Raw genomic sequence first — 23,229 nt, forward strand, 5'->3', positions numbered from 1 at the left:
AAACGGAAGGCATTATATTAGCACAGGGGTGGCCCCGGATCAGCCGTTGATAATCCGCCTGATCGCCTCGGCATAGGCCCATACCGTTGCCGAGTAATAGGTATTCGGGTTGTAGCCCATGATGGCGTAGAAATTCGGGTAGGCGATGAACAGGGTCGGACCATGCTCAGTCTGCAGACGCAGCAGGCCTACGGGCGTGGATCCCGGCAGTCCGGAAGGCAGCTCCGGACGGATGTCGGCGGCGCGTAGTTGCGCCAGCGGATGCCTGCCTTGCAGAAATGGCGCTACATTCGTTCCCCGATTGCCGGATACTTGGCTCAGCACCGGCTGCCCCGGCTGCCAGCCGTGGCCACGGAAGAAGTTGGCAGTGGAAGCGAGGACGTCGGCCGGTGAACGCCACAGGTTGGGCATCGGCCCGCCGGGAGGATCATTCCAGGTGACCCCGTAGCGCAGGTAACTGCTGGCGAGAAACTGGGACATGCCCATGGCACCCGCCGGTGAACCCTGGAGTGTCCCCGGAGGGACGCCCAACCGCTGCGCGAGCTTCAGAGTTTCCGCGGTTTGATGCAGAAAAAACCGGCGCCGCCCCGGTAATGCCAATGCCAGGCTCAAATTGCTGTTGAGCACGGAAAAATTGCCCAAAAAAGTCCCGAAACCGGTTTCGATATTCAGGATACCCATCAGAATCGGTCCGGGGACCCCGTATTTTTGACTGACGGCTTGCAGTAATGCGGCGTGACCGCGCCAGAACTGTACTCCCCGGTCCAGACGGTCCTGCTGCACAAAACGATCCCGATAACGCCACCATGGATAAGGTATCGCGGGAGCGGCAGAAGGAGGTGAGGGCGTCATTATTTCCACTGCGCGGGCATTGAAACGGGCGTTTTGCAGGGCAGAAATCACATAGCCGGCGGGCAGGCCATCCCGCTCCTGCAGGTGGCAGGCGATTTCCTGCATGCGTTGCTGATAGCGGAGCGGGAAATTCTGGAATGCCACATTGCTGACACAGGTGCTGCCGGCCTTCTGGGCGGGCGTGGCGCTGGGCTGCTCGGGCACGGGTGCCGCAGGCAGCGGCAGCGGGGCTGGTGCCATGACTGCTGGTGCAGCCGGTGGATTCACCGGGCCGACGTTGGTCGCGCAGGCCGACGAGGCTGCGGCTATACAGGTCGCCAGTATCGTCATCGGAAGTAAAGCCCATTTTTTATGCATGATATTTTCACCAACGAAGATTCCGGAAATATTCGATGGCAATCGCCGGGTCAAGGGGCCCGCATCGCCAACAGTTCAGGGGGCATGGGACGCCGCACACCATCCAGACGCTCCGCCCAGTAAGGAATTCGCAAGCTTTGTACCGCCACCCCCTGACGGGGGTTCAGAGCGCTGACGAACTGATCTCCGCCGATATAGATGCCGACGTGGGAAAAGGGTTGGCCCATGGTGTTGAAAAATACCAGATCACCTGGACGAATGCGCCTGGGGTTTACCGCAGGCAGGGCGGCAGCCTGGGAAAAAGAGGTTCGGGGAATGTCAATGCCGGCGCGGCGCAATACATACTGAATGAATCCGCTGCAATCGAACCCCGTCCGAGGACTGTCTCCACCCCATTGATAAGGTTTGCCAATTTCTGCGATCGTATGCACGAGCACGGCATCGAGTATGGTGGTTTCCGCGCGATTGTGGTAAGCGGATGATGCGTTATCGGAAGATCGGTCTGCGGGCGGCGGCGTCATGGTGGCACAGCCGCTGAGGGTCATGGTCAGCAACAGCAGAAGTCCGCCCCCACGCTTCACGGAGCCCCCAGGTGACATAACGCGTTGCTTTCGCATCGTCCTCTTCCCCCTTCTTTTCTCTATGAAAAGTAGATAGCCCAAATGTGCCAGTTTGGCAAGGGGAAGTTCCGATTCTGCAGTGGTTCTTGACGCACGTTGCACAGAAGACTAGGATACGCGCACTTTTCCCCGGTAGCTCAGTCGGTAGAGCGGGTGACTGTTAATCACTAGGTCGGCAGTTCGAGCCTGTCCCGGGGAGCCAAGTAAAAACAAATGGTTGCGACGAAAAATCGCAACCCTTTTTGTTTCCTCCGGGAACATTCCTGGAACATTCAGATTATTTTGAGGGCAGCGGACTCCCTGCGAAGCTCCGGGCGAAGTCGGAATGTCCCCTTGTGCCGGTCAACGACTCCGCCCAAAAGGGGGAGCTTAGTGGGGTTGGGCTGAAGCGGCGAAGCTGCGGATGGGGTGCCTTGTAATTCCGAAGCAGGGCACAGGCAGCGTATCCGGCGGAAAGCATCCGCCAAGCGCACGGGTATGCCCGGGAGTGGGGCGCTCGCGGGTAGTGCCCCCGGCGTTCCGTTTACAGGGGCCGCTGCCTGTGCGGTGGTTCCACCGGGTGCAGGGCGGGGACTTCGTGCCTTCAACCCAGGCGGGAAATGCTGCCCGGGTCCAGGTGCAGATGCTCCCCAAAACGCAGCCCCAGCCCCAGCCCGAGCAACGGGTGGCCAGCGCCCGCAAAATATCGCCTGGGCAAAGCACAGCACATGCCTGTGGCTCTTTTCGTCCCATTCCCGGAGCAGTTCATCGCAACGCGCGCTGACGGCTTCCGGGCTTTCGCCACCTGGGGCGCCACACCGGAAAACGCTCCATGTCGGAATTCTTCGGCGAATCTCCGCCGTCGTCAGCCCCTCATAGCGGCCATAGCCCCACTCACCGAGTCCGGGGCTCAGTTCAGGAACGGCGTAACCCGCAAGAAGGGCGGTGCGGAGGGCGCGCAGCATCGGGCTGGAATAAACCCCGTCGAAAGGACCCATCTCCATAAGGGGGTTCGGAGCGCCTGCGCGTCTTTTCGCCCCTCCGCCGTCAACTCCACGTCGGTTACGGACGTGTGCCTGCCGCTACTCGCCCACTCGGTCATGCCGTGCCGCACCAGGGTGATGGATTCCAGGTTCATGCGCACCTCCTCGATTCCGCGCAGAATGCTGGATGTGGCGGTTTCGTACAAGGTGCTCCGTCTTGAGCGCTGCCCACGAATACTCCTCGCACCCACCACCGGGTATCCAGAAGAACTCCGGAGGCGAGGACCATAATCCCCGGCCAGAATCCAAGCCCCATTCTCGTGTATGCGGTGACTACCGCGGGCGTCGCGGCGGTAGCGTGTAGCGCCCGCAGCCCTTGCTGTGCCGCCATCAACGTGAGCGCGGCCACGAGCACCCACGCGGTGAGACTATGCCGGCGGCCGTTCAGAAGAAACAGGGACAGCCCGGCAGTCACGCTAAACAGGAAGCTGAGGAAAAATGACCAGAAAATCATGGTTACAACATTTCTGCAATCTTTGCGGCTGGGGAATCCTCACTGCGTCTTTTCCCGCGCGTATTGAGCCAAAGCGCCATCCGGGGTTTTCGCCTCGACGGTGGCGACGCTCACGTATCCCCGATTTCGGAGATTGGATTCACGCCAGCCGTTGCCATAGGCGCCGACGATGATTCCCAACACCAGCCCCACCAAGGCGAAACCCAGGTTCGCTGCCGAGGCGGGAGGCTGTCCGTGGGTGATGGACATCTGAAAAAGCCCTCGCACGATGTCGATGGCTAGAAAGAGCAGCGCCCATCCCCACATTTTCTTTACCAGCATCCAAAAGAAACCGAAAAAGAATCCCGGCCAGGAGACGCCCACCTTAACCGCTTCCAGTCCGCGCGTGGGATGTTCGAACACGTGATATGTTTTCATGCGGGGATTCCTTATGGTGGGGCGGCTTCAGGAACAAGTTAGCCCATCGCCCCGTATTTGCAAGGCCGGAGCTTCCCCAGGCCTTCAGGCATGGTCCGCTACTGGAATGTTTTGGAAAAGCCGTCGCTTCGCTTATAGTTTCAGCAATTGCTCTGGCCTGGTGTCTGTACATTCCGCTTCGGGATGGGCTCCAGTTTGTGTTAAATGGGGTTTTCCGTGTCGGCTTGGCCGACAACCCGGAGGTTATACGGAGTTTGGGGAATGGTAACGATTACCGCAATGAAAATAGGGCTATTTTCCGCAACTCTGTTTGTTCTTCTCATTGTTTTCGTCTTTTTTGGTTATCATCTCGGCCGACGACAGAGAAGACGGCGCGCCGGCGCCCAGGGCGACAACGATAATGGCGGGGGCAGCCATGTCGGCGGAACCGTATTTACCCTGATTGGGCTGCTTTTGGGATTTACGCTTTCCGCTGCCGCCACAGGCTTCCAGCAGCGGCAGGTCCTGATTGCTCAAGAAGCCAACGCCATTGGCACCGCCTATCTGCGCCTGGACCTGCTGCCCAAGCCTGACCAAGCGCCGTTGCGGTCCTTATTCCGGGAGTATTTACAGGCACGGCTGGATACCTATAAGGCCGCCGTGGGGTCCCCAGCCGCACATACGGCTTATCTGCGGAGCCTCAAACTGCAGGCCGCCCTTTGGCAACAGGGCACTACCGCCGCCCTTACCACGAATAACACGGCCATCATCAGTCTGACGGCATCGGCGCTCAATGCGACATTCGACATCACCACAACGCGACTGGTCGCCGCGCGTACCCACCCGCCCCTGGTCCTTTTTATCCTGTTATTCGGCGTGGCGCTGATGGCCGCCCTACTTGTGGGCTACGGCATGGCCTCCAGCCCCAGGATATCCTGGCTGCAGACCATTCTCTTTGCTGCGGCGCTCTCCATCACCCTGTTTACCATCATAGATATGGAATATCCACGGCTGGGTTTTGTTCGTGTGGATTTGGCGGATAGGGTCCTCATGGATACTCTGCAGGGGATGCGGCAATGAACGGGTCCCCTTTGCAAGCGGGCGTGACACGAGGGCACCGCTTCAAACCGCTCGTGGCCACATCCGCAGCTCTCGGCTGGATGGCCCTCGCGCTGCAGTTCGCCCTGTCCCTGCAATTGTCCATCGCGCACGGTAAGGGCGTGCTTGGCGGGCTGGTCATCTATTTCAGCTTCTTCACCATCCTGACGAACTTGCTGGTGGCGTTGGCGCTGACCGCCTCTCTGTTGCCGGTACGGTCCGGCGTTATCGAATTCTTGACGCGGCCGGGGGTGAATACAGGTATTGCGGCAAGCATCGCCCTGGTGGGTATCGCCTACGCCCTGCTTCTGCAACATCTATGGCATCCGGAAGGGCTCCAACTCGTGGCCGATATGCTGCTCCATTATGTCATGCCGTCGCTCTTCCTGGTCTACTGGTGGGTTGCCGTCCCGAGAGGGGATGTGCGCTGGACGAGTGTTTTCGCCTGGATGCTCTACCCGGTCCTCTATTTTTTGTACGCCATGACGCGCGGCGCCCTGTCCGGTGTTTACCCCTATCCATTCATCAATGCGGCGGAACTGGGCTACGAGCAAGCCCTGGCGAACGCTTTTGGGGTTTTGGCAGGTTTTATCGTGCTCGCGCTGCTTCTGGTTGTCATGGGGCGCTTCAAGGGACGTGCTGCATCCAGTCTTGCGGTGCGGAAGCCCCTTCCTTCCCTCGTCCCGGAACGGCGGTCGCGGACTGATGGCGAGAGTGATGTCCAGTGACACGGCATAACTGGCCCATAAACGTCCGCTCCGCTAGACTCGGGCCGAGCATTGCCGCCGAAAACGAGAAGAAATAACCGTGAACCAGCAAAACATCTCCGCACTCATCTGGGCCGTGGCCGACTTGCTCCGGGGCGACTTCAAGCAATCCGAATATGGGCGGGTGATTCTGCCCTTCACCGTCCTGCGGCGACTGGATTGCGTGCTCGCCCCCACGCGGGCGGCGGCCCTCGCCGAATACCGCGCAAAATCCGCAGCCAAGCTGCCCTTCGTGGAATTCGTCCGGCGTGCGGCCGGGCAGTCCTTTTTCAATCTCTTCCCCCAGGACCTGCCGGGACTACTGGGTGACGCCGACAATCTGCGCAATAACCTGCAAGCCTATGTGCGGGCCTTTTCCACGGACGTGCAAGACATCTTCACCCGCTTCGATTTTCCCGCCACCATCGAGCGGCTGCACAAGGCGGGGCTGCTGTATCTCGTCACCGAGAAATTCACCAGCCTCAACCTGCATCCCGACGCCCTCAGCAATTACCAGATGGGCCTGCTGTTCGAGGAACTCCTGCGGCGTTTCGCGGAGATGTCCAACGAAACGGCCGGAGAGCACTTTACGCCGCGGGAAGTCATTCACCTGATGGTGGAACTCCTGTTTACGGAAGATGACGCGGCGCTGGCCCGGGGTGGCATCGTCCGCACCTTGTACGACCCGGCGGCAGGCACCGGCGGGATGCTTTCGGTGGCGGCGGAGCATCTGCACAGTCTCAATCCCGACGCCCGCCTGACCATGTTCGGCCAGGAACTCAATGACGAATCCTACGCCACCTGCAAAGCGGATATGCTCATTCGCGGCCAGGATGTGGCCAATATCGTTCCGGGGAACACCCTGTCCGACGACGGCCATCGCGGCAAGCACTTCGATTACATGCTGTCCAACCCGCCCTTCGGCGTCGAGTGGAAGAAAGTCGAGGCCACTGTCCGCGAAGAACACGAGGACATGGGCTACCGGGGACGCTTCGGCCCCGGACTGCCGCGCATCTCCGATGGCTCCCTGCTGTTTCTCCTGCACCTGCTATCCAAAATGCGCCCAGAGAAGGAGGGCGGCAGCCGTATCGGCATCGTCCTCAACGGCTCGCCGCTGTTCACCGGCAGCGCCGGCAGCGGGGAGTCGGAGATTCGCCGCTACGTGCTGGAACAGGATTATGTGGAAGCCATCGTGGCGTTACCCACGGATATGTTCTTCAACACCGGTATCGCCACTTATGTGTGGATACTCACCAACCGCAAGCCGGAGGAGAAACGCGGGAAAGTACAACTCAATCGACGGTTCCGGTTTCTGGCGCAAGATGCGCAAGAGTCTGGGCTCCAAGCGCCGGGAACTCGCCCCGGAACACATCAAGGCGATTTCGCAAATGCTGGGCGTCGGGGAGGCACTGGACCAGGCGGTACTCCTCGATGCCGAGGGCAAGGAGCGCACGCGGGTGGTGCTGTTCGAGGGCACTCCGGTACCGGAACCCGTAGACGGGGGTACCGTGAAAGTCCGTCCCGTCTCCAGGATATTTCGCATGACGGACTTCGGTTATCGCACCGTCACCGTGGAAAGGCCCCTGCGGCTGCGATTCCAGATGACTCCGGAACGTCTGCAGGAATACGAAGGAAAACTGCGGGAGAAACTGGACGGGAATGGGCGTGGACCGAGACGGGTCCGCAGCGTCGAGGCCCAGGCACAGGCCCTCCGTGAGATGGATGGGTTACTGGATGACGCCGAAGCCGTGTTCCAGGCGTTTGGAGACACCCCTGATGACAACTGGAACACCCTGTGGCCGCGCATCGAGGGGATTCTGGAAGCCCGAGGCAGCCGCTATACCCCGGCAAGCCGCAAGGCGTTCCGGGACGCGTTCACGGAATCCTGCCCGGATGCGGCACCCGTGGAAAGCGGGAAGCGTAACGGCCCGAAGTATGAGCCGGATTCCGGGCTGCGGGACACGGAGAACGTGCCCCTGGGCGAGGACGTGTACGCGTATTTCCAGCGGGAAGTCCTGCCCCATGTCCCGGATGCGTGGATTGACGAATCCAAACGGGACGCAAAGGACGGCAAAGTGGGCGTAGTCGGGTATGAGATACCCTTCAACCGGCATTTCTACGTGTTCGAGCCGCCCCGGAGTCTGGCGGAGATTGATGCGGATTTGAAGGCGTGCACCGGGCGGATACTCCGAATGCTGGGGGAGATGTCGGCATAAACGATGAGGGCAACTTGCCGCCACCCAGCAAAATGGTAAGCTGGTTTCATGGATGGCGTTGGCTAGTACCCCACGAGCAAGGAGGCATCATGAAAACCACCCTGGACTTACCGGATGAACTCATTCGCGAAGCGAAATTGCGGGCCGTCCTGCAAGGGCGCACGCTGCGCGATTTGGTGGCCGAGTACCTGCGACAGGGGATGGGAATGGCGGCGCCGAAACTGCCGACGTCACCCCCACGGGGTTCCGTGGTGGAGCTGGATGAGGGCGGTTTACCGTTCATCCGCGGACATGCCGACGCACCGGCGCTCCATATGAGCCTTGCTGAGTTGATTGCACTGGAACAAACCGCTCAAGCTGAGGAGGATGCGCGTCGTGCCGGGTTCCCTGTTTGATACCAGCGTGTGGCTGGCGGTGGTATTCACCCGACATCCTTTCCACGAAAGCGCTCGGAAAGCGCTGCAGGAGGCGACGGCATCCTACCCTGCCGTATTTTGTCGGGCAACCCAGCAAAGTTTTCTGCGGCTGGCTTCTACGCCGACGCTGTTCAAAGCCTATGGAGTAGACAGCATGAGCAACAGGGATGCTTTAGTCGCGTTGGATGCCCTGCAGTCTTCTCCGCGTGTTTGCGTTCGCGAAGAGGCTCCTGACGTTTTCTCCCTCTGGCGGATACTGGCCACCCGCGACACCGCCTCTCCCAAGGTGTGGATGGACGCCTATCTTGCCGCCTTCGCACTGGCCGGAGGGTTACGCCTCGCCACTCTGGACGGTGATTTCAAGAACTTCACCGCACACGGCCTGGATTGGGTTTTGGTGAACGCGTGAGGCTACGGTTACGGGTCCTCGACAGATGGAAAGACGTAACCAAGGGCAGCAAGGTGGGCATCATGGGGTGTGAGATATCGGGTATCCGGCCTTTCTACGTGTTCGAGCCGCCCGGGAGTCTGGCGGAGGTGGCGATATGACATATCCACGTTATCCAAAATACAGGGAATCGGGTGTCGAGTGGTTGGGGGATGTGCCTGAGGGGTGGGGAGTAGTCAGAACAAGGTGGCTGTTTTCCATAAAGAAGAATATCTCTGGAGAGTTGGGTTATGACATTCTATCTGTAACGCAACAAGGAATTCGAATAAAAGACATTGAAGGAAATAATGGTCAGTTTTCTATGGATTACGCTAAATACCAGATAGTTGACGTTGGTGATTTTGTAATGAATCATATGGATTTATTGACAGGATACGTCGATATATCCAAATTTCTCGGGGTTACGAGCCCAGACTACAGAGTATTTACGATAAGAAAGCCAACAGACTGTCACTATAAGTATTTCCTATATGTATTTCAAATGGGTTACAAAAATAAGATTTTCTATGCGTTTGGTCAGGGCAGTTCTCATTTAGGAAGGTGGAGGCTTCCCGCGGAGCAATTTAATAATCTTTCCTTGCCATTTCCTCCTCTCTCTGAACAAAAAACTATCGCCGCATTCCTCGATGCCGAAACCGCCCGCATAGATACCCTCATTACTGAATACGAAACCCTCATCGACTTGCTGAAAGAGAAACGGCAGGCCCTCATCAGCCAAGCGGTGACGAAGGGGCTGAACCCAGATGCTCCGATGAAGGATTCCGGGGTGGAGTGGCTGGGGGATGTACCGGAGCATTGGAGCGTGAGGCAGCTTCGCTTTATCGCAAATCTGAATCCATCCAAAAGCGAATGCTCAAACATTGGTGAAGATGAGGAGGTCTCATTTTTACCAATGGAGGCTATTGGGGATGACGGCTCGCTAAATCTTGAGCATGTGAAACCAATCAACGAGGTTAATTCTGGTTACACATATTTCCGCAATGGAGATGTGACTATCGCTAAGATTACGCCCTGCTTTGAGAATGGAAAAGGCGCAGTAATGAGTGGACTTAAAGGGCACATAGGGTTTGGCACAACTGAGTTAATTGTTGTGAGGCCGGAGCAGAATATATCCATTAGCGAATATATCCACTTGATTTTTGTTTCTGCATATTTTCGTAAATTAGGTGAATCATGGATGTATGGTGCTGGCGGGCAAAAAAGAGTACCCGACGAATTCGTGCGTAATTTCAAGATAGGGGTTCCACCTGTCGATGAACAACACGCCATCGCCGCATTTCTCGATACAGAAACTTCCCGCATGGACATCCTCGTTCAGGAAGCGGAAAACGGCATCAATCTACTCCGGGAGCGCCGGATGACGCTCATTTCAGATGCGGTGACAGGAAAAATTGATGTGCGTGACTGGAAAGGAGTTGCGTAATGGAATATTTGGCAAAAAAGCACGGCTTGTGGCTGGAAGGGGCGTATTCTCACTTACGCCTCATAACTCCACCGCCTGTTGTGCTCCCTTTTAGCTTGAATAGTGGCGTGAACGGTAATGTTTATGTTTTCTGTGAGGACTATTTTGATTCTGCGACTCGTGTTCGTAGAGGTCGGCTTTACCAATCTTCTGGTAGAGATGGAGACCGCTTCGAAAATGTGAGCCTTTTCCCATATCCCAGTCCATCCAAAGGTTGTCCAATAGATGAAATATATGAGACTGCAAACCTGAATATCAAAGCAGGACAAGAAGTAATTCTCGGCGACAATCTGGCGCAAACATGTTGGACCGTTGTTCTGGCTGAACGCAGAGGGCGTGACGCCTATTACATCACACTTAAGTCGAAAACCTTCCTTGGCGTATTACCGGAATTATTATCCGAAGAGATTCCACCAAACAACCGCGAGGATATCCACAGAGCCATGAATGCCGTCGTGGAGGCCGCATCCGTGCAAGCCCCCCAGCCAGTTATCGATGCCTGCCGGGTTGCCGCTACACATATGCTGCTTGCTATGTATCCGCAAATCACTAAAAAACGAGCTGGGGCAAATAGTCGGGAAGCTGGACAATGGGTCGTGTATCCAGTCTGCCGCTAATCTCATTAACAAGCTGCACTCTCGCGCAAAGCCATCGGGAGCCGCTAATAACGATACCCGCCCCGTGTCGCAGCGCGACGCCGATTTGGCCGTGAGCGCAATCGCGTTTCTCTTGCAAGACTTCGGATGGGCGGAGCAAGCATTATGAAGCCGCTAGCTACAACATGGTGTACCTATTATGCAGGATTTGCCGAGCAGCCTCCCGATGAACTGCTAGACATCGGTTTTCTCAACGAAAAATACCGTTCTCGACCATTTTACTACCCCATGGCGAAAGGGAATATTCGGGAGTTTCCCACCGTTGAACAGTGGTATAACTATGTACAAAGTCTCCGCATTCCACCCCATCAGATACCCCTTCCTTATCTTGATGCCTTCGATGAGGCCTTAAGGGCATTATTCATGACCTACCTTCTCCCGGAGTTTTGTAAAATGGCGGAGATGAAGGCGTTATCGACCCTGGAAGCCGCCCTGAAAGACGCGTATCATCATCAAATGTGTAAGCAAACGGCCCGGAAAACGAAGCCCAAAGCCGGCGAAAGTTCTACAGGGTCCGTACACCGATGTGCCGCGTTGGCAGATTGTTTGGAGTGGGCTGAACAACACGACGGTCTAGAGCCAAACCTGTTTGATAAGTCAATTGGCCAGAGAAGGCCAGAAGCATTGAATGTCATCCGGGATAAACAGATGCATGGTAAACTTGAGGAGATGTTTCCGTGGGGTGGGTTATTTGAAGTTATCAAAAGTACCGTTGGCTACGCCTTCCGAAATTGGACCATCTATGACATTCATCAGTTGAGGGCCGTAAATATGGCCACCCGTGCGGGATTCCCCGACTCTTCCTTTGGGCAGTGGCAAGATTTTCCTATAACAGCGTGAGCGTTCGTTTATATGGAATCGTCCGTGGTAGACGCAAGCGGCTTACACAGTCCGGCCTGCTTGACGCCTAAATTATGTGACCTCATGACAGGGGCATGCGATGAATGAAAAGTTCTCTAAGAGACACGGATACCAGCAAGCGCACGAAACAGAGATTATTGTGCGGCAAGACGCTCCGCATGAACTGCGTGGAATTGTTGTTCAGCTTGCTTACGATTGCGGATTTCAACCGAAAAGCCTTCGCTCACTTGTATGCCGCATACTAAGAAAACGGTCGGATTCAAACAATTGGTCTGAGTACCCAAACATGGACGATGAAGTACATGACCTCGTTGATGGCTGTGACTGGTATCGGGTCTACGACATCATAGAGGATATCTCCGGTGCCATGCGCGAGACCCCTTACTCTTATGAACCCCAAAAGTTCGAGAACGAAATAAACGACTACTTCCTCGAAAATGGTATTGGCTGGAAATTATCGAACGGCAAGGTTAAGATGCGCGGCCCCGAAGTATTCGAGGGAATTATAGACACTGCGGAGTGGCAGCTTGAAGCAAAAAACTTCAGTAACGCCAGGAATGAACTCCATGAGGCGCGCCGTGATTTGTCTCGGCGTCCTGCCCCTGATATCACTGGTGGAATTCAGCATTCAATGGCGGCGCTCGAATGTGTGGCTCGTGAGGCTTGTGGTGACGCCAAGGCCACTCTCGGCGATATCATGAAACGTTACCCGGATATCGTTCCTCGGCCTCTTGATGAGGCCATCGCAAAAGCCTGGGGTTACGCTTCGGAAAATGCACGCCATATCCGCGAAGGGAGGGAGCCAACATTCGAGGAAGCGGAGTTGGCTGTCGGCATGGTTGCTGCCCTCGCAACATATTTGGGCGAAAACATGGGGTATAACTATGCGCTCAGGCATGACAAACCAAAAGCGGCGTGACCATTAGCTTTATGTTAGTTTTATCAAAGAGGGAACGCCATGCAATTTGAAGAACAAGTCGTAATCGCAGCCTCTGTTGAAAAGGTCTTTTCCCTGTACGCAGACGTAAAAGGTTGGTCTTTCTGGGACTCTGACGTAAAGACTTCCTCCATTGATGGGGAATTCGTTTCCGGAGCCGGTGGCACCCTTCAACCGTCAAGCGGTCCAAAGGCTAAAATTGCTTTCACAGAAGTTGTTCCCAATCGTTCGTTCACGGTTGAAAGCAAGCTGCCTTTGTGTGTCATGCGCTTTGAACATGAGTTGTCAAGTCATTTGGGCGAAACCATAGCAGTGCATCGGATAGCCTTCGAGGGGATGCTTTCGCCGTTGTTTGGTCGACTTATCGGGTCGCAAATTAAAAAGGGCTTGCCTCATACGCTCCAAGGATTGAAACGTGCTGCTGAACACCAAAGTTGATATGGCGGTCAAGCGGAACGCTCCGCTTTTGACGCGTCACGTACCCTTACGCTAGGTAGGCAGGCAACCTATGGGATTTACGCTGGATAAAGTTGTACCGTGGGGACGTTCGTATGACGAAACGGGCGCAAAAAAACAGCGCGCCGCTTATCGTTACGTTAGGGATACATCGGATGTTACTTGCTGACGTGCCAGAACACCTGATTTGAAGGAGGGCTATACGAGATGACCGTGAACATAACCATACAGAGAGCAACCATAAACGATGCACCTGAAGTGGCCGTCATGGTTGGCGAGTTGCTAAATGAAATTATGAGCACTATTGGAATACATGCCTTCAAGTTCAGTCTTGATGAAACAATGGCCAGGCTCAAAGATTTCATCTACCGAGAGAAATATTTCGTTTTTGTTGCCCAAAGCGAGAATCAGTCTTTGGTTGGCTTCATTGCGCTTTATGAAAGCTACGCGTTATATGCCGAAGGCGCCTTCGGCACCATCCCAGAGCTCTTTGTTCGTCCGGGGTATCGTTCACAAAACGTGGGGCAGCGCCTTATGGAACAGGCAAAGAAATTCGGCAATTCGCGTGGCTGGAAGCGCCTAGAAGTTACCACCACTCCACTCCCACAGTTCGATAAAACAATAGCATTTTACGAGCGGGAGGGGTTCGCAATTACAGGTGGTCGCAAGTTGAAGGTGGCACTATGAGCAACCAGTCTGACATTGCTGTCGAGAGGGGTGCGCCAAAAAAACGACGTGCCGCTGACCTCGAGCGCTATGTTGCATCCATAGTGATTAACCTGGAAGGTGTGATTTCGGCGAATTGGCGAGACCTTCCCACGAAGGAAATCTTTCCGGGGATTCGTGCGCGTATCCTCTGGCAAGGCACGAACGGCGCCAAGGCCCAAATTCTTGAAATCGACCCTGGTGCCAAGTTCACAAAGCTCGATACGCATTTCCCGGGTCCTGAAGAAGTATTCGTGGTATCTGGCGTATTTAACGACGGTGTCCACGATTATCCGGCAGGTACTTTCATCCACAATCCGGCTGGCTCGGCGCACGTTCCTCAGTCAAAGCAGGGGTGCGTAATCTTCGTGTTCTTCCCCCGGGGTTGAGCTCATGCAACATAACACTGCGCTCAGTCATGGCGAGCAAAAATCGCACAAACCCTTAGCTACACGTTGGTCAGATTAGGATTAGTAGTAACACTCGCGAGGAAAAGGGGATGACCCATACACGCATGACAAGAAGTCAATTTCACCACGACGACCTGATGTTGTCATACCTCGATACGGGTGGGGAGGGCCAGACACTGATTGCCCTCCACGCGCTTTGGATGGAGGCCGCCACCTATGCCCGTCTTGCAGATGCACTATCACCCGAGTGGCGCGTCATCGCCATGGACCAGCGCGGACACGGTTATTCTGACCATGCGCTCAGTTATACACGCAAAGACTATATAGGCGATGTGGCCGCGCTGGTTGAACATCTTGAGGTGGACAAAGTCGTCCTGCTTGGTAACTCGCTGGGCGGCGTAAACGCCTACCAGTTCGCTGCGTGGCATCCCGAGCGTGTAAAGGCCGTCGTCATTGAAGACATCGGCGCCGCTCCGGATGCTAATGCGTCGTTTGTGTTAGCCTGGGAGGGTATCTTTCCAAGCCGTGAAACGCTCGAAGAACGCATCGGGCAACGGCTGGCGCCCTACCTCCTGGATTCCTTTCGCTCTACCCCAAACGGCTGGCGGCTTGCGTTCGAGCCTCGTGAGATGCTTGAATCGCAGCTTCAGCTCAATAGCGACCACTGGGCCGACTGGCTCGCGACTAGATGCCCGGCTCTCTTGGTCCGGGGTAAGGAGAGCCGGATTACGACGCAAGACCACTGCGAGCAAATGGCGGCGCGACGGCCCAATACTCGTCTCGTTACGCTTGATGGAGGGCACGTAGTCCATCAGGACAATCCGAATGGCTTTGCGGAGATTGTGCGGGAGTTCTTGCATGACCTTTGAGTTTATACGTTTGTTCACTAATCGTGCGCGGCTTCGCCCAACATTTCCATCGAGAGGGACGCGTAAAAAACGGCACGCTCCTTATCCTTACGGAGTTAACTAGAAATATGCACTGGTTATATCTGGCAATAGCAATCGTGTCCGAGGTTGTTGCAACTTCTGCACTCAAGGCAGCAAATGGCTTTACTCGCTGGGAGCCATCGCTTCTTGTTGTGGCCGGATATGCGTCAGCGTTCTATTTTCTTTCGCTTGCGCTACGCACCATCCAGCTTGGTGTGGCCTACGCTATCTGGTCTGGTGTCGGTGTTGCCTTGATTATACTGGTTGGTTGGGTTGTTTACCGTCAGCCTCTTAATGTGGCCTCATTCGTCGGTATCGCGCTCATTGTCGCTGGCGTGATAGTGCTCCACATTTTTTCCAAATAGGTTATATGCCCTCAGAAAACGCGCTTGCTATTTATCTCCAGGAGATGGAGGAGTCCTTGCTCCAGTCCAGTGTTCGCAAGTCCGAGCGCGTTTCGCAATTGCTGGCCGAGAGGTTCTTCGAGTTCGGTAGCTCTGGGCGTACGCTCAGCAAGGAGCAAATTATTGCCTCGCTGCATGCCGAGTCGCCAGTCAACTGCACTGCTACAGAGTTCAAGGTCCAACTTCTGGACCCACAAACCGCGCTCGTCACATATCGTGCGTGTCGCCACAGCGAGCCACCGGTGTTCACGGTACGTAGTTTCATCTGGCAACAACGGGAAGGGCTGTGGCAAATGGTCTTTCATCAAGGTACCATTACGACTGCGCCCACATGAGAACAATCATCCACCCTGCGCTCAAGCGTGACAGCGCAAAAGCACGCGGCCCCTTAGCTACACGTTGGGCGTCAATACAACATTATTGACTTGGTTATGGAATTCAATCTCTCAACTGATATTGAAAGCATTTCATGGAAAGAGCTAGCTTGTCTTTTCGAGCAGGCACCTTTGGGTAAAAGGCGTGAGCCTGAAATACTAGAAGTCGCTTTCCGTAACAGCCTGCTAAGAGTTTTTGCCTTTCACGGTGCAAAGCTCGTCGGTGCGGGTCGCGCGCTATCTGACGGTGTGTGGCGCGCGGCAATTTATGATGTGGCGGTCTTGCCGGAGTATCAGGGCAAAGGAATCGGACATAAGATTGTTCGCCATCTCATTGATGCTGCGAAAGTTGATGTCATCATGCTGTATGCGGTGCCGGGCAAGTCTAAATATTACGAGCGCTTTGGGTTCCGAAAAATGGCCACTGCCATGGCAATCATGCCCAATGAAGAAGAAGCAAGAAAACGGGGCCTACTCGAATGATGCCCAACAACACGTTAGGTATCCTGCGATTTCTCTTTGAGCCCGAGCGCCTGCCCGCGGATGTCGTCGAGCGAATAGCCGACGGCAGAAATCGGGTATGGTTCCGCATCCTGAGCCTCTGGGAAATCGCCATCAAACAGGCCCTTCGGCGCGATGCGTTCGATTTCGCTCGTGAAAACGTCAATGGCCTAAAGACGCACGTTGAACAGAAGACCTTTGCTGCGGGTACCAAGAAATGATATTGGTTTGACAGCATGTTACCATAATGGTTTGCAAGGTGAATATTGGGCAGTATCCATGTGAACCTCCCGACAACAACTCCTCTCTACGGACGGAAACACTTTTTTGGCTGAAATAATTATTCCTATAGATACTGCTTGCCCTATTTGCGGGGAAGGAACTCTTATTCTTCACATCGAGGGTGACACGATGGAATATAAGGGAATAACTCGAACTATACCGTCCCAATATAAGGTCTGTACCGCATGCGGCAGTGAGCAGGCGGACATTGATGACCTGCGAGTCAACAAAAGAGCCATGCAAGCATTCAAGAAAAAAGTGGATGAGTTATTGACGGGGCAAGAAGTAAAAACTCTTCGCGAAAATTCGCATAAAAAACCTAGTGATGAGTCCCTGCTCTAGCTATGAAATTGGGTCTTTAGATCAGGAACGTACTCATGATTACGGTGATCTCCTTAGAAGCCCAGAACAAGTTTGGACAGTTGTTGAAAAGGTACAACGGGAACCGGTGGTTATCACTCGTCACGGACGGGCGACTGCCTACATGGTGTCGCCACAAAACATGCCGGGACATCAGAATTTGCAGGCTGCACGGCGCAAGCACAGTCAAGCGGTTGCCGAATTCGCGTGCACGGGTAGAAAACATGGCCACGAATCCCCATTCTAGCTATAATAGCCAGAATGGATGTTTGTATTAGGAGAGAACCCATGATTACGGTGACTTCGGTTGAAGCCCAGAACAAGTTCGGACAGTTGCTGGATACCGTGCAGCGCGAGCCGGTGGTCATCACCCGGCACGGGCGTGCCACGGCGTTTATGGTGTCCCCGCAGGACATGCAGGACCTCCAGGACTTGCAGGCTGCTCGGCGCAAGCGCAGTGAAGCGGTTGCCGAATTCGAGGCACACTTCGCCAGAACCGATGCCCATCTTACACCGGCTGCGCGGGAGCTGACGGATGAGGATGTGGTGCGCCTGGTGAAAGAATCCCGTTGAGTCGGCCGCAACGGATTGTCATAGATACCAGCACCCTGGTGGGGGCGATGTTACATCCAGATTCCGTGCCGCGCCGCGCTTTCCTGACCGCAGTCCGGATAGGTGAGCTCTGTGTCACTGAAGCCACCTTGCAGGAAGTGCAGGAAGTGCTACAGAGGCCGAAATTCGACCGATTTATTCCGCTACAAGACCGGCTGGATTTTCTCACCTTGGTATCCGGCCACGTCAGCATGTGGGAGATTCACGTCTCCAGCGAGCAGGCTGCGACAGGCGTATGCCGGGATGAGAAAGATACGAAATTCCTCTCTCTGGCGTTGTCTTGCCGGGCGGACGTTCTCATTTCCAGCGATGGGGATTTGCTGGTCCTGCACCCTTGGCAAGGTGTGCCCATTCTGACGCCATCAGCATTTCTGGAAAAAGTGAACTCATGAGTCTGCACCAGGAAATCCACTTCGAGTCCGAAATCTGCGCCGACATGGCGGCTTCCGGCTGGCTCTACACGCCACCTGAAGGCACCACCCTGAGCCCGGATGCCTCGGGCTACAACGCCGAATTCGCCATTTTTCCCGATGACTTGCGCGACTGGATGGCCGCTTCTCAACCGGAAACCTGGGAGAAGCTGGTTCAGGGGCACGGCGACAGGGCACTTACCGAAGTGATGGCCCGCCTGCGCAAGGCGCTGGACACCCCAGGGCACTCTTTACGTCCTGCGCCACGGCATCGAAATGCTGGGCTTGCGGCATCCCATTGCGCTGGCCCAGTTCAAACCCGCCTCGGGCATGAACCAGGAACTTGCGGCCCGCTACCAGGCCAACCGGCTCAGGGTGGTGCGGCAAGTCCATTACTCGGCGCACGACACGGGCCGCAGCCTGGACCTCGTACTGTTCCTGAACGGTCTGCCCGTCGCCACGGCGGAACTCAAGACGGATTACACCCAGGCGGTAGAGAACGCGGTCTATCAATACAAGCGGGACAGGCATCCCCGGCCGCCGGAGCGGAACACGCCCGAGCCCCTGCTGAGCTTTCCCGGTGGCGCGCTGGTACATTTTGCCGTCAGCAACTCCGAAGTGCGGATGACCACGAAGCTCGCGGGCATGGACACCCGTTTCCTGCCCTTCAACCAGGGGAATCAGGGCGGTGCCGGGAATCCCGCCAATCCGAGCGGCATCGCCACCGACTATCTCTGGAAATCCGTCTGGGCACCGACGTCCTGGCTGCAGATTCTGGGCCGCTATCTGGTACCAGTGCGGGACAAGAAGAAGCAACTGAAAGGCGTCGTTTTTCCCCGCTACCACCAACTGGATTCCACGCGGAAAATCGTTTCCGCCGTACTCCGGGACGGGGCGGGCGACAAATACCTCATCCAACACTCGGCGGGCTCCGGCAAAACCCACAGCATTGCCTGGACCGCGCACATGCTGGCGGAATTGCATGACGAGACGGACCGCAAGATATTCGACAGCGTGATTGTCGTCTCGGACCGGACGGTACTCGATGAACAGCTCCAGGAAGCCCTCATGGCCCATCAGCGGACGGCGGGCGTCGTGGCCGTCGTCAAAGGGGAGGGGGCTTCCAAAAGCCGGGAACTCTCCGAAGCCCTGGCCGCCAACAAGCAGATTATTGCCTGTACCCTGCAAACCTTCCCATTCACGCTGCAATACATCCAGGAACTCGCCGCCACGCGGGGGAAGCGTTTCGCCGTAGTGGCCGATGAGGCCCATTCCTCCCAGACGAACGAAACCGCGGCACGTCTCAAAGTTATACTCTCCGGAAGCATTCCCTTGCAGGGCGCCGCCACCGCCAGAGACGGGGCCGCACTCGAGATGGACGAGGTGGAGGACGTCTCCGTCGAAGACATGCTCGCCGCCGAGATGGAAGCCCGGGCCGCCGGTAAGGAAACCGGGATTACCTATGTGGCGTTCACCGCCACCCCCAAGGACAAGACCCTGCAACTGTTCGGCACCCGGCCATACCCGGAACGGTCGCCCAGTGACGAAGACAACAAGCCGGAACCTTTTCATGTGTATTCCATGCGCCAGGCCATCGAAGAGGAATTTATCCTCGACGTGCTGAAAAACTACACGCCTTACCAGTTGGCCTTCCAGTTGGCCCACGAGACCAGTGGTCAGCAGGAGGGCAAAAAACCCCCCGTCGTGGATGCCGGTACCGCCACGGCGGGCATCATGGGCTGGGTGCAGCTGCACAGCTATAACATCGCCCAGCACGTCCAGATTGTGGTGGAGCACTTTCGCAAATTCGTGATGCCGCTCTTAGATGGACAAGCCAAGGCCATGGTGGTGACCAGCTCCCGCCTGGAAGCGGTACGCTGGCATCTGGCCATGCGCAAGTACATCGCCTCCCGTGGCTACGCCCTCAATACCCTTGTCGCCTTCTCCGGGGAGGTGGAAGATACGGAATCCTTCGACAAGCCGGTATCGGAAACCAGCCGGGACCTGAACCCCGGCCTGAAAGCACGCAGCATCCGCAAGGCGTTCAGTTCCGAAAATGGTCATCGCGGCGAGTACGCCATTCTCCTCGTCGCCAACAAGTTCCAGACGGGCTTTGATGAACCCCTGCTCTGCGGGATGTACGTCCACAAACGCCTGGATGGCATTCAGGCGGTGCAGACCCTCTCCCGCCTGAACCGGGCTTATCCCGGCAAGGACACCACCTATGTCGTGGATTTTGTGAACAAGGGAGAGGACATCCTCAAGGCGTTCCAGCCCTACTATGAAACGGCGGAACTGGCCGGCGTCAGCAATCCGGACAGCATTTATGATTTGCGCGCCAAACTCGACGCCCAGGAGTTTTATACCGCAGAGGACGTGGAGGCCGTGGTAAGCGCGGTGCTCCAGGGTGGCAAGCAGGCCCGCGTGGATGCGGTGTTGCGCCCCGTGGCGGATGCCCTCCTGCAGCGCTTTGCCAAGGCTCGCGTCCTCTGGCAGCAGCATCAGCCCGATGACGGGGACAGCGCTCCGGCACAGGCCGCCAAAGCCGAAATGGACGCCCTGTGGCTATTCAAGAAGGACATCGGCACCTATGTCCGCAGTTACAGCTTTCTCTCGCAGATTTTCGACTACGGCAACACCGACATCGAAAAACGGGCGATTTTCTTCAAGCTCCTGCAGCGCTTGCTGACCTTTGGTCGGGATATCGAGGAGGTGGACCTCTCCGAACTGGCCCTGACTCACCACACCCTGAAGGAGCTGGCGACGGAGAAGCTCTACCTCATCGGCGGAGAAAAGCTGACCCCTTCGGAGGCCGGGGGCGGCATGGTGCGGGACAAGCACCGGGAGAGCCTCGACGCCATCATTCAGCGCGTCAACGAGATTTTTGTGGGACACATCAGCGATAATGACAAGCTGGTGTATGTGAATGACGTCATCATGGGCAAGCTCATAGACTGCGAACTCCTCATCGAACAGGCCGCCAACAACACCAAGGAACAGTTCGCCAATTCCCCGGACCTGGACCGGCTGATTCTTGACGCCATCATGGAGGCCATGGCCTCGTTTACGTCCATGAGCACCCAGGCCCTCGAATCCGCCCGCATCCGGGCCGAGTTGAAGGATATCCTGCTGGGGCCGGCAGGATTGTATGAAAGGTTGCGGGAGGGGAGGGAGGGGCGGTAGTGCTTTATTAGGGTGCGAAATATCTTTGAGCTAAACGGTTTAACTCTACAAGAGGAAACAGCGGTTCATTTTTGAGGAGCGGAGGTATTGGGTAGTATTGCTACGTCGCGAGCGTTTTGCAATTGCTCTTGTATCTTGCCGTCAGCCGCGAGTTGACAAGCAATTTCTAGTACCCCGTGATTGGCTTTGAGGCTTTCTGCCCGAGTGGTTTTCTTTTCACCATATCGTCCATTTGTCGGCCAATAAACGGAGGTTAGGAGAGATTCTTCGATGGTATTTTCCATGTACTGGGAAAGCTTTTCCGCTGGGGTTGATAATTTATGAGTCTTTTCAAATTTCCCTGAGACGACATTCAGCAAGCCCTTAATCAGCTTTTCTACAGCTTGGGTGGAATCCCATCGAGATTGAGAGTATCGCCCCTGAAGCAGGTTAGCGCAAGAGGATTGATAATCGCCAAAAGCCGTATAGAACAATTGCTCGTCATTATAACTCACTCGCCAGAACAAATCTACAAACCAGGATAGTCCGATTATGGTAATGCGACACCATTCGAGGAAAGCATTCAGCTGCGCATCGCTCAGCCTGTTCGCCATCCCTTGCGTAAGCCCGTCTATACATGCAAGACAGTTTATCTTTGGCGGGATTTCTATTGAATAAATCATATCCCCCTTTTTAATTGGATTACCGTCACTATCAACTCCGCAGTTCTCCAGATTCCTGTCCAGCATGTACTCACATTTGCCGCCGTAGGTTTGCGGTACAGAAAAGCGCCAAATACTATTACCCAGCTCCACGGGTGCAAAACCCAACTCATATGGGTGATTGAGCCGGTTTCCATAGACGTCCCGATACCAGCGATGCCCTCTGGCCACGAGCTGATTGCCACTGAATCCTGGTTCATCGGCAAGAGCATCGTCAGGGTATATATGCGTCACGTCTCCGAAGGCTTCGCCGAATCGTAGAGGAAAAATATGCGGCCTTTGAGCGGGTATGAAACCCGATTCATTGAGATGTGCGTCCACGTATTCCATCTCACATTCGAATTCATCTTCGCTTTCCGGTCGCTTTCGTGGCCAGGTGTAAGTCATATAGGTAATTCCTCGGGTGAGCGGACAGTGTAACCTTCTGAAAGAATAGTGCAAGAATGACGAATGCTCGTTATCCAGGACCCTTGGGGAAACGTGTTTATTGCTATTACAGCGTTGGCGCGAGAGGGCCGGATGATGCCTTGCCTGCTGGATGGGGGGATGATGCCAATTCCCGGAAGTACCCCACCGGGGGCCGCCATCTCGTTAACCGGGAAACCCTGAGCCCCGCTTTCAGGCGGGGGTGGTATCGATGCACGTTGGTGCAGCTACGAAGGGAAGCGCTCGCAGATCTGTCAGTGCGGGGGCATCGTGAAAAAAACCGCTCGACGAGGGCAACGGCAGCGCTGGCGAGGGCACTTCTGTTCAGTTGCAGCAACCAACTGCCTATGGGCAATAAAAAAGCGCCCCCGAAGGACGCTTGTGTGCTGAAAGATGCTGACAGTCAGAAGTGGTAAGCCATCCCCACGATGCCACGAATATCGTTGATCGTGGTGCTCGCATTCAGGGCATAGGGTGTGTAGCTGTACCGCATTGTTCTGGTACCGGGCCGTGATGCCATCCAGACCCAGCTTAAAATCGGCATACTGATAGGCCAGATATGGGCCAACCGCTGCGTCTTCACCAATGGCAAACAGCTTACCGATGCGCGCATTAAAAGCCATCGAGTGACCAGACACGTGGGCGGAGCCGGTACCACTACCACCAGCTAATGTCCCCGTAATACCACCCCCATTGATCGGCGAACCAAATGCGTAATCCGCGCTCAAATGGGTGTACCACAATTCCTGATTGACGCCGGTCATGGTAATGCCGACGCCGCCGTTCGTGTTGCCGCCATTCGCAGACACACTGCCAGACGGGACGCTTGCGCTCGCGCTGGATGGAGTGGCGGCGACTTCGCCATAGACCCCAATCGTATCCAAGGCCTGACTAAGGGTATCGGCTGCGGCAACTGGCGCAATGGCGCAATGGCC

General features: G+C 55.7%; 29 protein-coding genes, 1 tRNA gene and 1 pseudogene. 23 read left to right on the top strand and 8 right to left on the bottom strand.

Translation table 11 applies throughout. The annotated features are described in order from the left end of the window. Positions 1–39: 39 nt before the first annotated feature. Positions 40–1,209 carry a lytic transglycosylase domain-containing protein gene (locus tag F6A13_RS07590; protein ID WP_225982004.1) on the bottom strand — a complete coding sequence of 390 codons (1,170 nt, stop codon included), beginning with the start codon at positions 1,207–1,209 and terminating at the stop codon, positions 40–42. A 50-nt stretch (positions 1,210–1,259) separates the two neighbouring features. Next, positions 1,260–1,790 (bottom strand): C40 family peptidase, encoded by a 531-nt coding sequence (locus tag F6A13_RS07595; protein ID WP_225982005.1) that lies wholly within the window; start codon positions 1,788–1,790, stop codon positions 1,260–1,262. Between the two features lie 165 nt (positions 1,791–1,955). Between F6A13_RS07595 and F6A13_RS07600 the strand changes: the two genes are divergently transcribed. Beyond that, positions 1,956–2,031, top strand: a tRNA-Asn gene (locus F6A13_RS07600). A gap of 381 nt (positions 2,032–2,412) precedes the next feature. On the opposite strand, the gene F6A13_RS15805 is transcribed toward F6A13_RS07600, so the two are convergent. From F6A13_RS15805 to F6A13_RS07610, 4 genes and pseudogenes are all read right to left on the bottom strand, one after another. Then, positions 2,413–2,538: a hypothetical protein gene (locus F6A13_RS15805; protein ID WP_264158150.1), complete on the bottom strand. Its 126-nt coding sequence runs from the start codon at positions 2,536–2,538 to the stop codon at positions 2,413–2,415. 43 nt (positions 2,539–2,581) lie between these two features. Then, positions 2,582–2,812, bottom strand: a pseudogene (locus tag F6A13_RS15810) (histidine phosphatase family protein); the annotation flags it as partial. After that, on the bottom strand, positions 2,719–2,946 hold the full coding sequence (locus F6A13_RS15815; protein WP_264158121.1) for a phosphoglycerate mutase family protein: 228 nt from the start codon (positions 2,944–2,946) through the stop codon (positions 2,719–2,721). The pseudogene F6A13_RS15810 and the gene F6A13_RS15815, both read right to left, overlap by 94 nt. A gap of 398 nt (positions 2,947–3,344) precedes the next feature. Beyond that, positions 3,345–3,722, bottom strand: a complete 378-nt coding sequence (locus tag F6A13_RS07610) for a DUF2628 domain-containing protein (protein WP_126605530.1) — start codon at positions 3,720–3,722, stop codon at positions 3,345–3,347. Between the two features lie 261 nt (positions 3,723–3,983). Here F6A13_RS07610 and F6A13_RS07615 point away from each other — a divergent pair, with 261 nt between their 5' ends. From F6A13_RS07615 to F6A13_RS07720, 22 genes are all read left to right on the top strand, one after another. Next, the gene (locus F6A13_RS07615) at positions 3,984–4,781 is read left to right on the top strand and encodes a DUF4239 domain-containing protein (protein WP_172959383.1); all 798 of its coding nucleotides are present in this window, start codon (positions 3,984–3,986) and stop codon (positions 4,779–4,781) included. Next, a complete protein-coding gene (locus tag F6A13_RS07620; protein WP_172959384.1) occupies positions 4,778–5,527 on the top strand; it encodes a Pr6Pr family membrane protein in 750 nt (249 codons plus the stop codon). The genes F6A13_RS07615 and F6A13_RS07620 overlap by 4 nt, the downstream gene beginning before the upstream one ends. 79 nt (positions 5,528–5,606) lie before the next feature. Further along, complete coding sequence (locus tag F6A13_RS07625) at positions 5,607–7,262, top strand: type I restriction-modification system subunit M (RefSeq protein ID WP_215886367.1); 1,656 nt, start codon at positions 5,607–5,609, stop codon at positions 7,260–7,262. A gap of 1 nt (position 7,263) precedes the next feature. Next, complete coding sequence (locus tag F6A13_RS15590; protein ID WP_197722451.1) at positions 7,264–7,761, top strand: hypothetical protein; 498 nt, start codon at positions 7,264–7,266, stop codon at positions 7,759–7,761. 89 nt (positions 7,762–7,850) lie between these two features. Further along, the gene (locus F6A13_RS07630) at positions 7,851–8,156 is read left to right on the top strand and encodes a hypothetical protein (RefSeq protein WP_126605532.1); all 306 of its coding nucleotides are present in this window, start codon (positions 7,851–7,853) and stop codon (positions 8,154–8,156) included. Further along, a complete protein-coding gene (locus F6A13_RS07635) occupies positions 8,128–8,586 on the top strand; it encodes a TA system VapC family ribonuclease toxin (RefSeq protein ID WP_225981762.1) in 459 nt (152 codons plus the stop codon). The genes F6A13_RS07630 and F6A13_RS07635 overlap by 29 nt, the downstream gene beginning before the upstream one ends. 136 nt (positions 8,587–8,722) lie before the next feature. Beyond that, complete coding sequence (locus F6A13_RS07640; RefSeq protein WP_126605534.1) at positions 8,723–10,048, top strand: restriction endonuclease subunit S; 1,326 nt, start codon at positions 8,723–8,725, stop codon at positions 10,046–10,048. Further along, the gene (locus F6A13_RS07645) at positions 10,048–10,704 is read left to right on the top strand and encodes a hypothetical protein (protein WP_126605535.1); all 657 of its coding nucleotides are present in this window, start codon (positions 10,048–10,050) and stop codon (positions 10,702–10,704) included. The genes F6A13_RS07640 and F6A13_RS07645 overlap by 1 nt, the downstream gene beginning before the upstream one ends. A gap of 144 nt (positions 10,705–10,848) precedes the next feature. Continuing rightward, positions 10,849–11,583, top strand: coding sequence for a hypothetical protein (locus F6A13_RS07650; RefSeq protein WP_126605536.1), 735 nt, complete (start codon positions 10,849–10,851; stop codon positions 11,581–11,583). 100 nt (positions 11,584–11,683) lie between these two features. Further along, positions 11,684–12,523, top strand: a complete 840-nt coding sequence (locus tag F6A13_RS07655) for an AbiJ-NTD4 domain-containing protein (protein WP_126605537.1) — start codon at positions 11,684–11,686, stop codon at positions 12,521–12,523. Positions 12,524–12,562: 39 nt separating this feature from the next. Continuing rightward, positions 12,563–12,979, top strand: a complete 417-nt coding sequence (locus F6A13_RS07660; protein WP_126605538.1) for an SRPBCC family protein — start codon at positions 12,563–12,565, stop codon at positions 12,977–12,979. Positions 12,980–13,204: 225 nt separating this feature from the next. Then, the gene (locus F6A13_RS07665) at positions 13,205–13,684 is read left to right on the top strand and encodes a GNAT family N-acetyltransferase (protein WP_126605539.1); all 480 of its coding nucleotides are present in this window, start codon (positions 13,205–13,207) and stop codon (positions 13,682–13,684) included. Beyond that, positions 13,681–14,091 (top strand): cupin domain-containing protein, encoded by a 411-nt coding sequence (locus F6A13_RS07670; protein WP_126605540.1) that lies wholly within the window; start codon positions 13,681–13,683, stop codon positions 14,089–14,091. Before F6A13_RS07665 ends, F6A13_RS07670 begins: the two co-directional genes overlap by 4 nt. Positions 14,092–14,201: 110 nt before the next feature. Next, complete coding sequence (locus tag F6A13_RS07675) at positions 14,202–14,981, top strand: alpha/beta fold hydrolase (RefSeq protein ID WP_197722452.1); 780 nt, start codon at positions 14,202–14,204, stop codon at positions 14,979–14,981. Between the two features lie 107 nt (positions 14,982–15,088). Then, a complete protein-coding gene (locus F6A13_RS07680) occupies positions 15,089–15,406 on the top strand; it encodes a DMT family transporter (RefSeq protein WP_126605541.1) in 318 nt (105 codons plus the stop codon). A 5-nt stretch (positions 15,407–15,411) separates the two neighbouring features. Beyond that, the gene (locus tag F6A13_RS07685) at positions 15,412–15,780 is read left to right on the top strand and encodes a DUF4440 domain-containing protein (protein ID WP_126605542.1); all 369 of its coding nucleotides are present in this window, start codon (positions 15,412–15,414) and stop codon (positions 15,778–15,780) included. A 96-nt stretch (positions 15,781–15,876) separates the two neighbouring features. Continuing rightward, complete coding sequence (locus F6A13_RS07690; protein ID WP_197722453.1) at positions 15,877–16,302, top strand: GNAT family N-acetyltransferase; 426 nt, start codon at positions 15,877–15,879, stop codon at positions 16,300–16,302. After that, positions 16,299–16,541: a hypothetical protein gene (locus F6A13_RS07695; protein ID WP_192796451.1), complete on the top strand. Its 243-nt coding sequence runs from the start codon at positions 16,299–16,301 to the stop codon at positions 16,539–16,541. Before F6A13_RS07690 ends, F6A13_RS07695 begins: the two co-directional genes overlap by 4 nt. A gap of 106 nt (positions 16,542–16,647) precedes the next feature. After that, positions 16,648–16,944, top strand: a complete 297-nt coding sequence (locus tag F6A13_RS07700) for a type II TA system antitoxin MqsA family protein (RefSeq protein ID WP_126605544.1) — start codon at positions 16,648–16,650, stop codon at positions 16,942–16,944. Positions 16,945–17,250: 306 nt separating this feature from the next. Then, positions 17,251–17,535, top strand: coding sequence for a type II toxin-antitoxin system Phd/YefM family antitoxin (locus F6A13_RS07710; RefSeq protein WP_126605546.1), 285 nt, complete (start codon positions 17,251–17,253; stop codon positions 17,533–17,535). After that, positions 17,532–17,966 (top strand): putative toxin-antitoxin system toxin component, PIN family, encoded by a 435-nt coding sequence (locus tag F6A13_RS07715; protein WP_126605547.1) that lies wholly within the window; start codon positions 17,532–17,534, stop codon positions 17,964–17,966. Before F6A13_RS07710 ends, F6A13_RS07715 begins: the two co-directional genes overlap by 4 nt. 294 nt (positions 17,967–18,260) lie before the next feature. Beyond that, on the top strand, positions 18,261–21,167 hold the full coding sequence (locus F6A13_RS07720) for a type I restriction endonuclease subunit R (RefSeq protein WP_215886369.1): 2,907 nt from the start codon (positions 18,261–18,263) through the stop codon (positions 21,165–21,167). 65 nt (positions 21,168–21,232) lie between these two features. On the opposite strand, the gene F6A13_RS07725 is transcribed toward F6A13_RS07720, so the two are convergent. Beyond that, positions 21,233–22,255, bottom strand: a complete 1,023-nt coding sequence (locus F6A13_RS07725; protein ID WP_126605548.1) for a HEPN domain-containing protein — start codon at positions 22,253–22,255, stop codon at positions 21,233–21,235. A gap of 293 nt (positions 22,256–22,548) precedes the next feature. Continuing rightward, positions 22,549–23,058, bottom strand: a complete 510-nt coding sequence (locus F6A13_RS07730) for a hypothetical protein (protein ID WP_215879349.1) — start codon at positions 23,056–23,058, stop codon at positions 22,549–22,551. Positions 23,059–23,229: the final 171 nt, after the last annotated feature.

This window comes from Acidithiobacillus sp. 'AMD consortium' (assembly GCF_008926505.1).
Taxonomy (GTDB): domain Bacteria; phylum Pseudomonadota; class Gammaproteobacteria; order Acidithiobacillales; family Acidithiobacillaceae; genus Acidithiobacillus; species Acidithiobacillus ferridurans.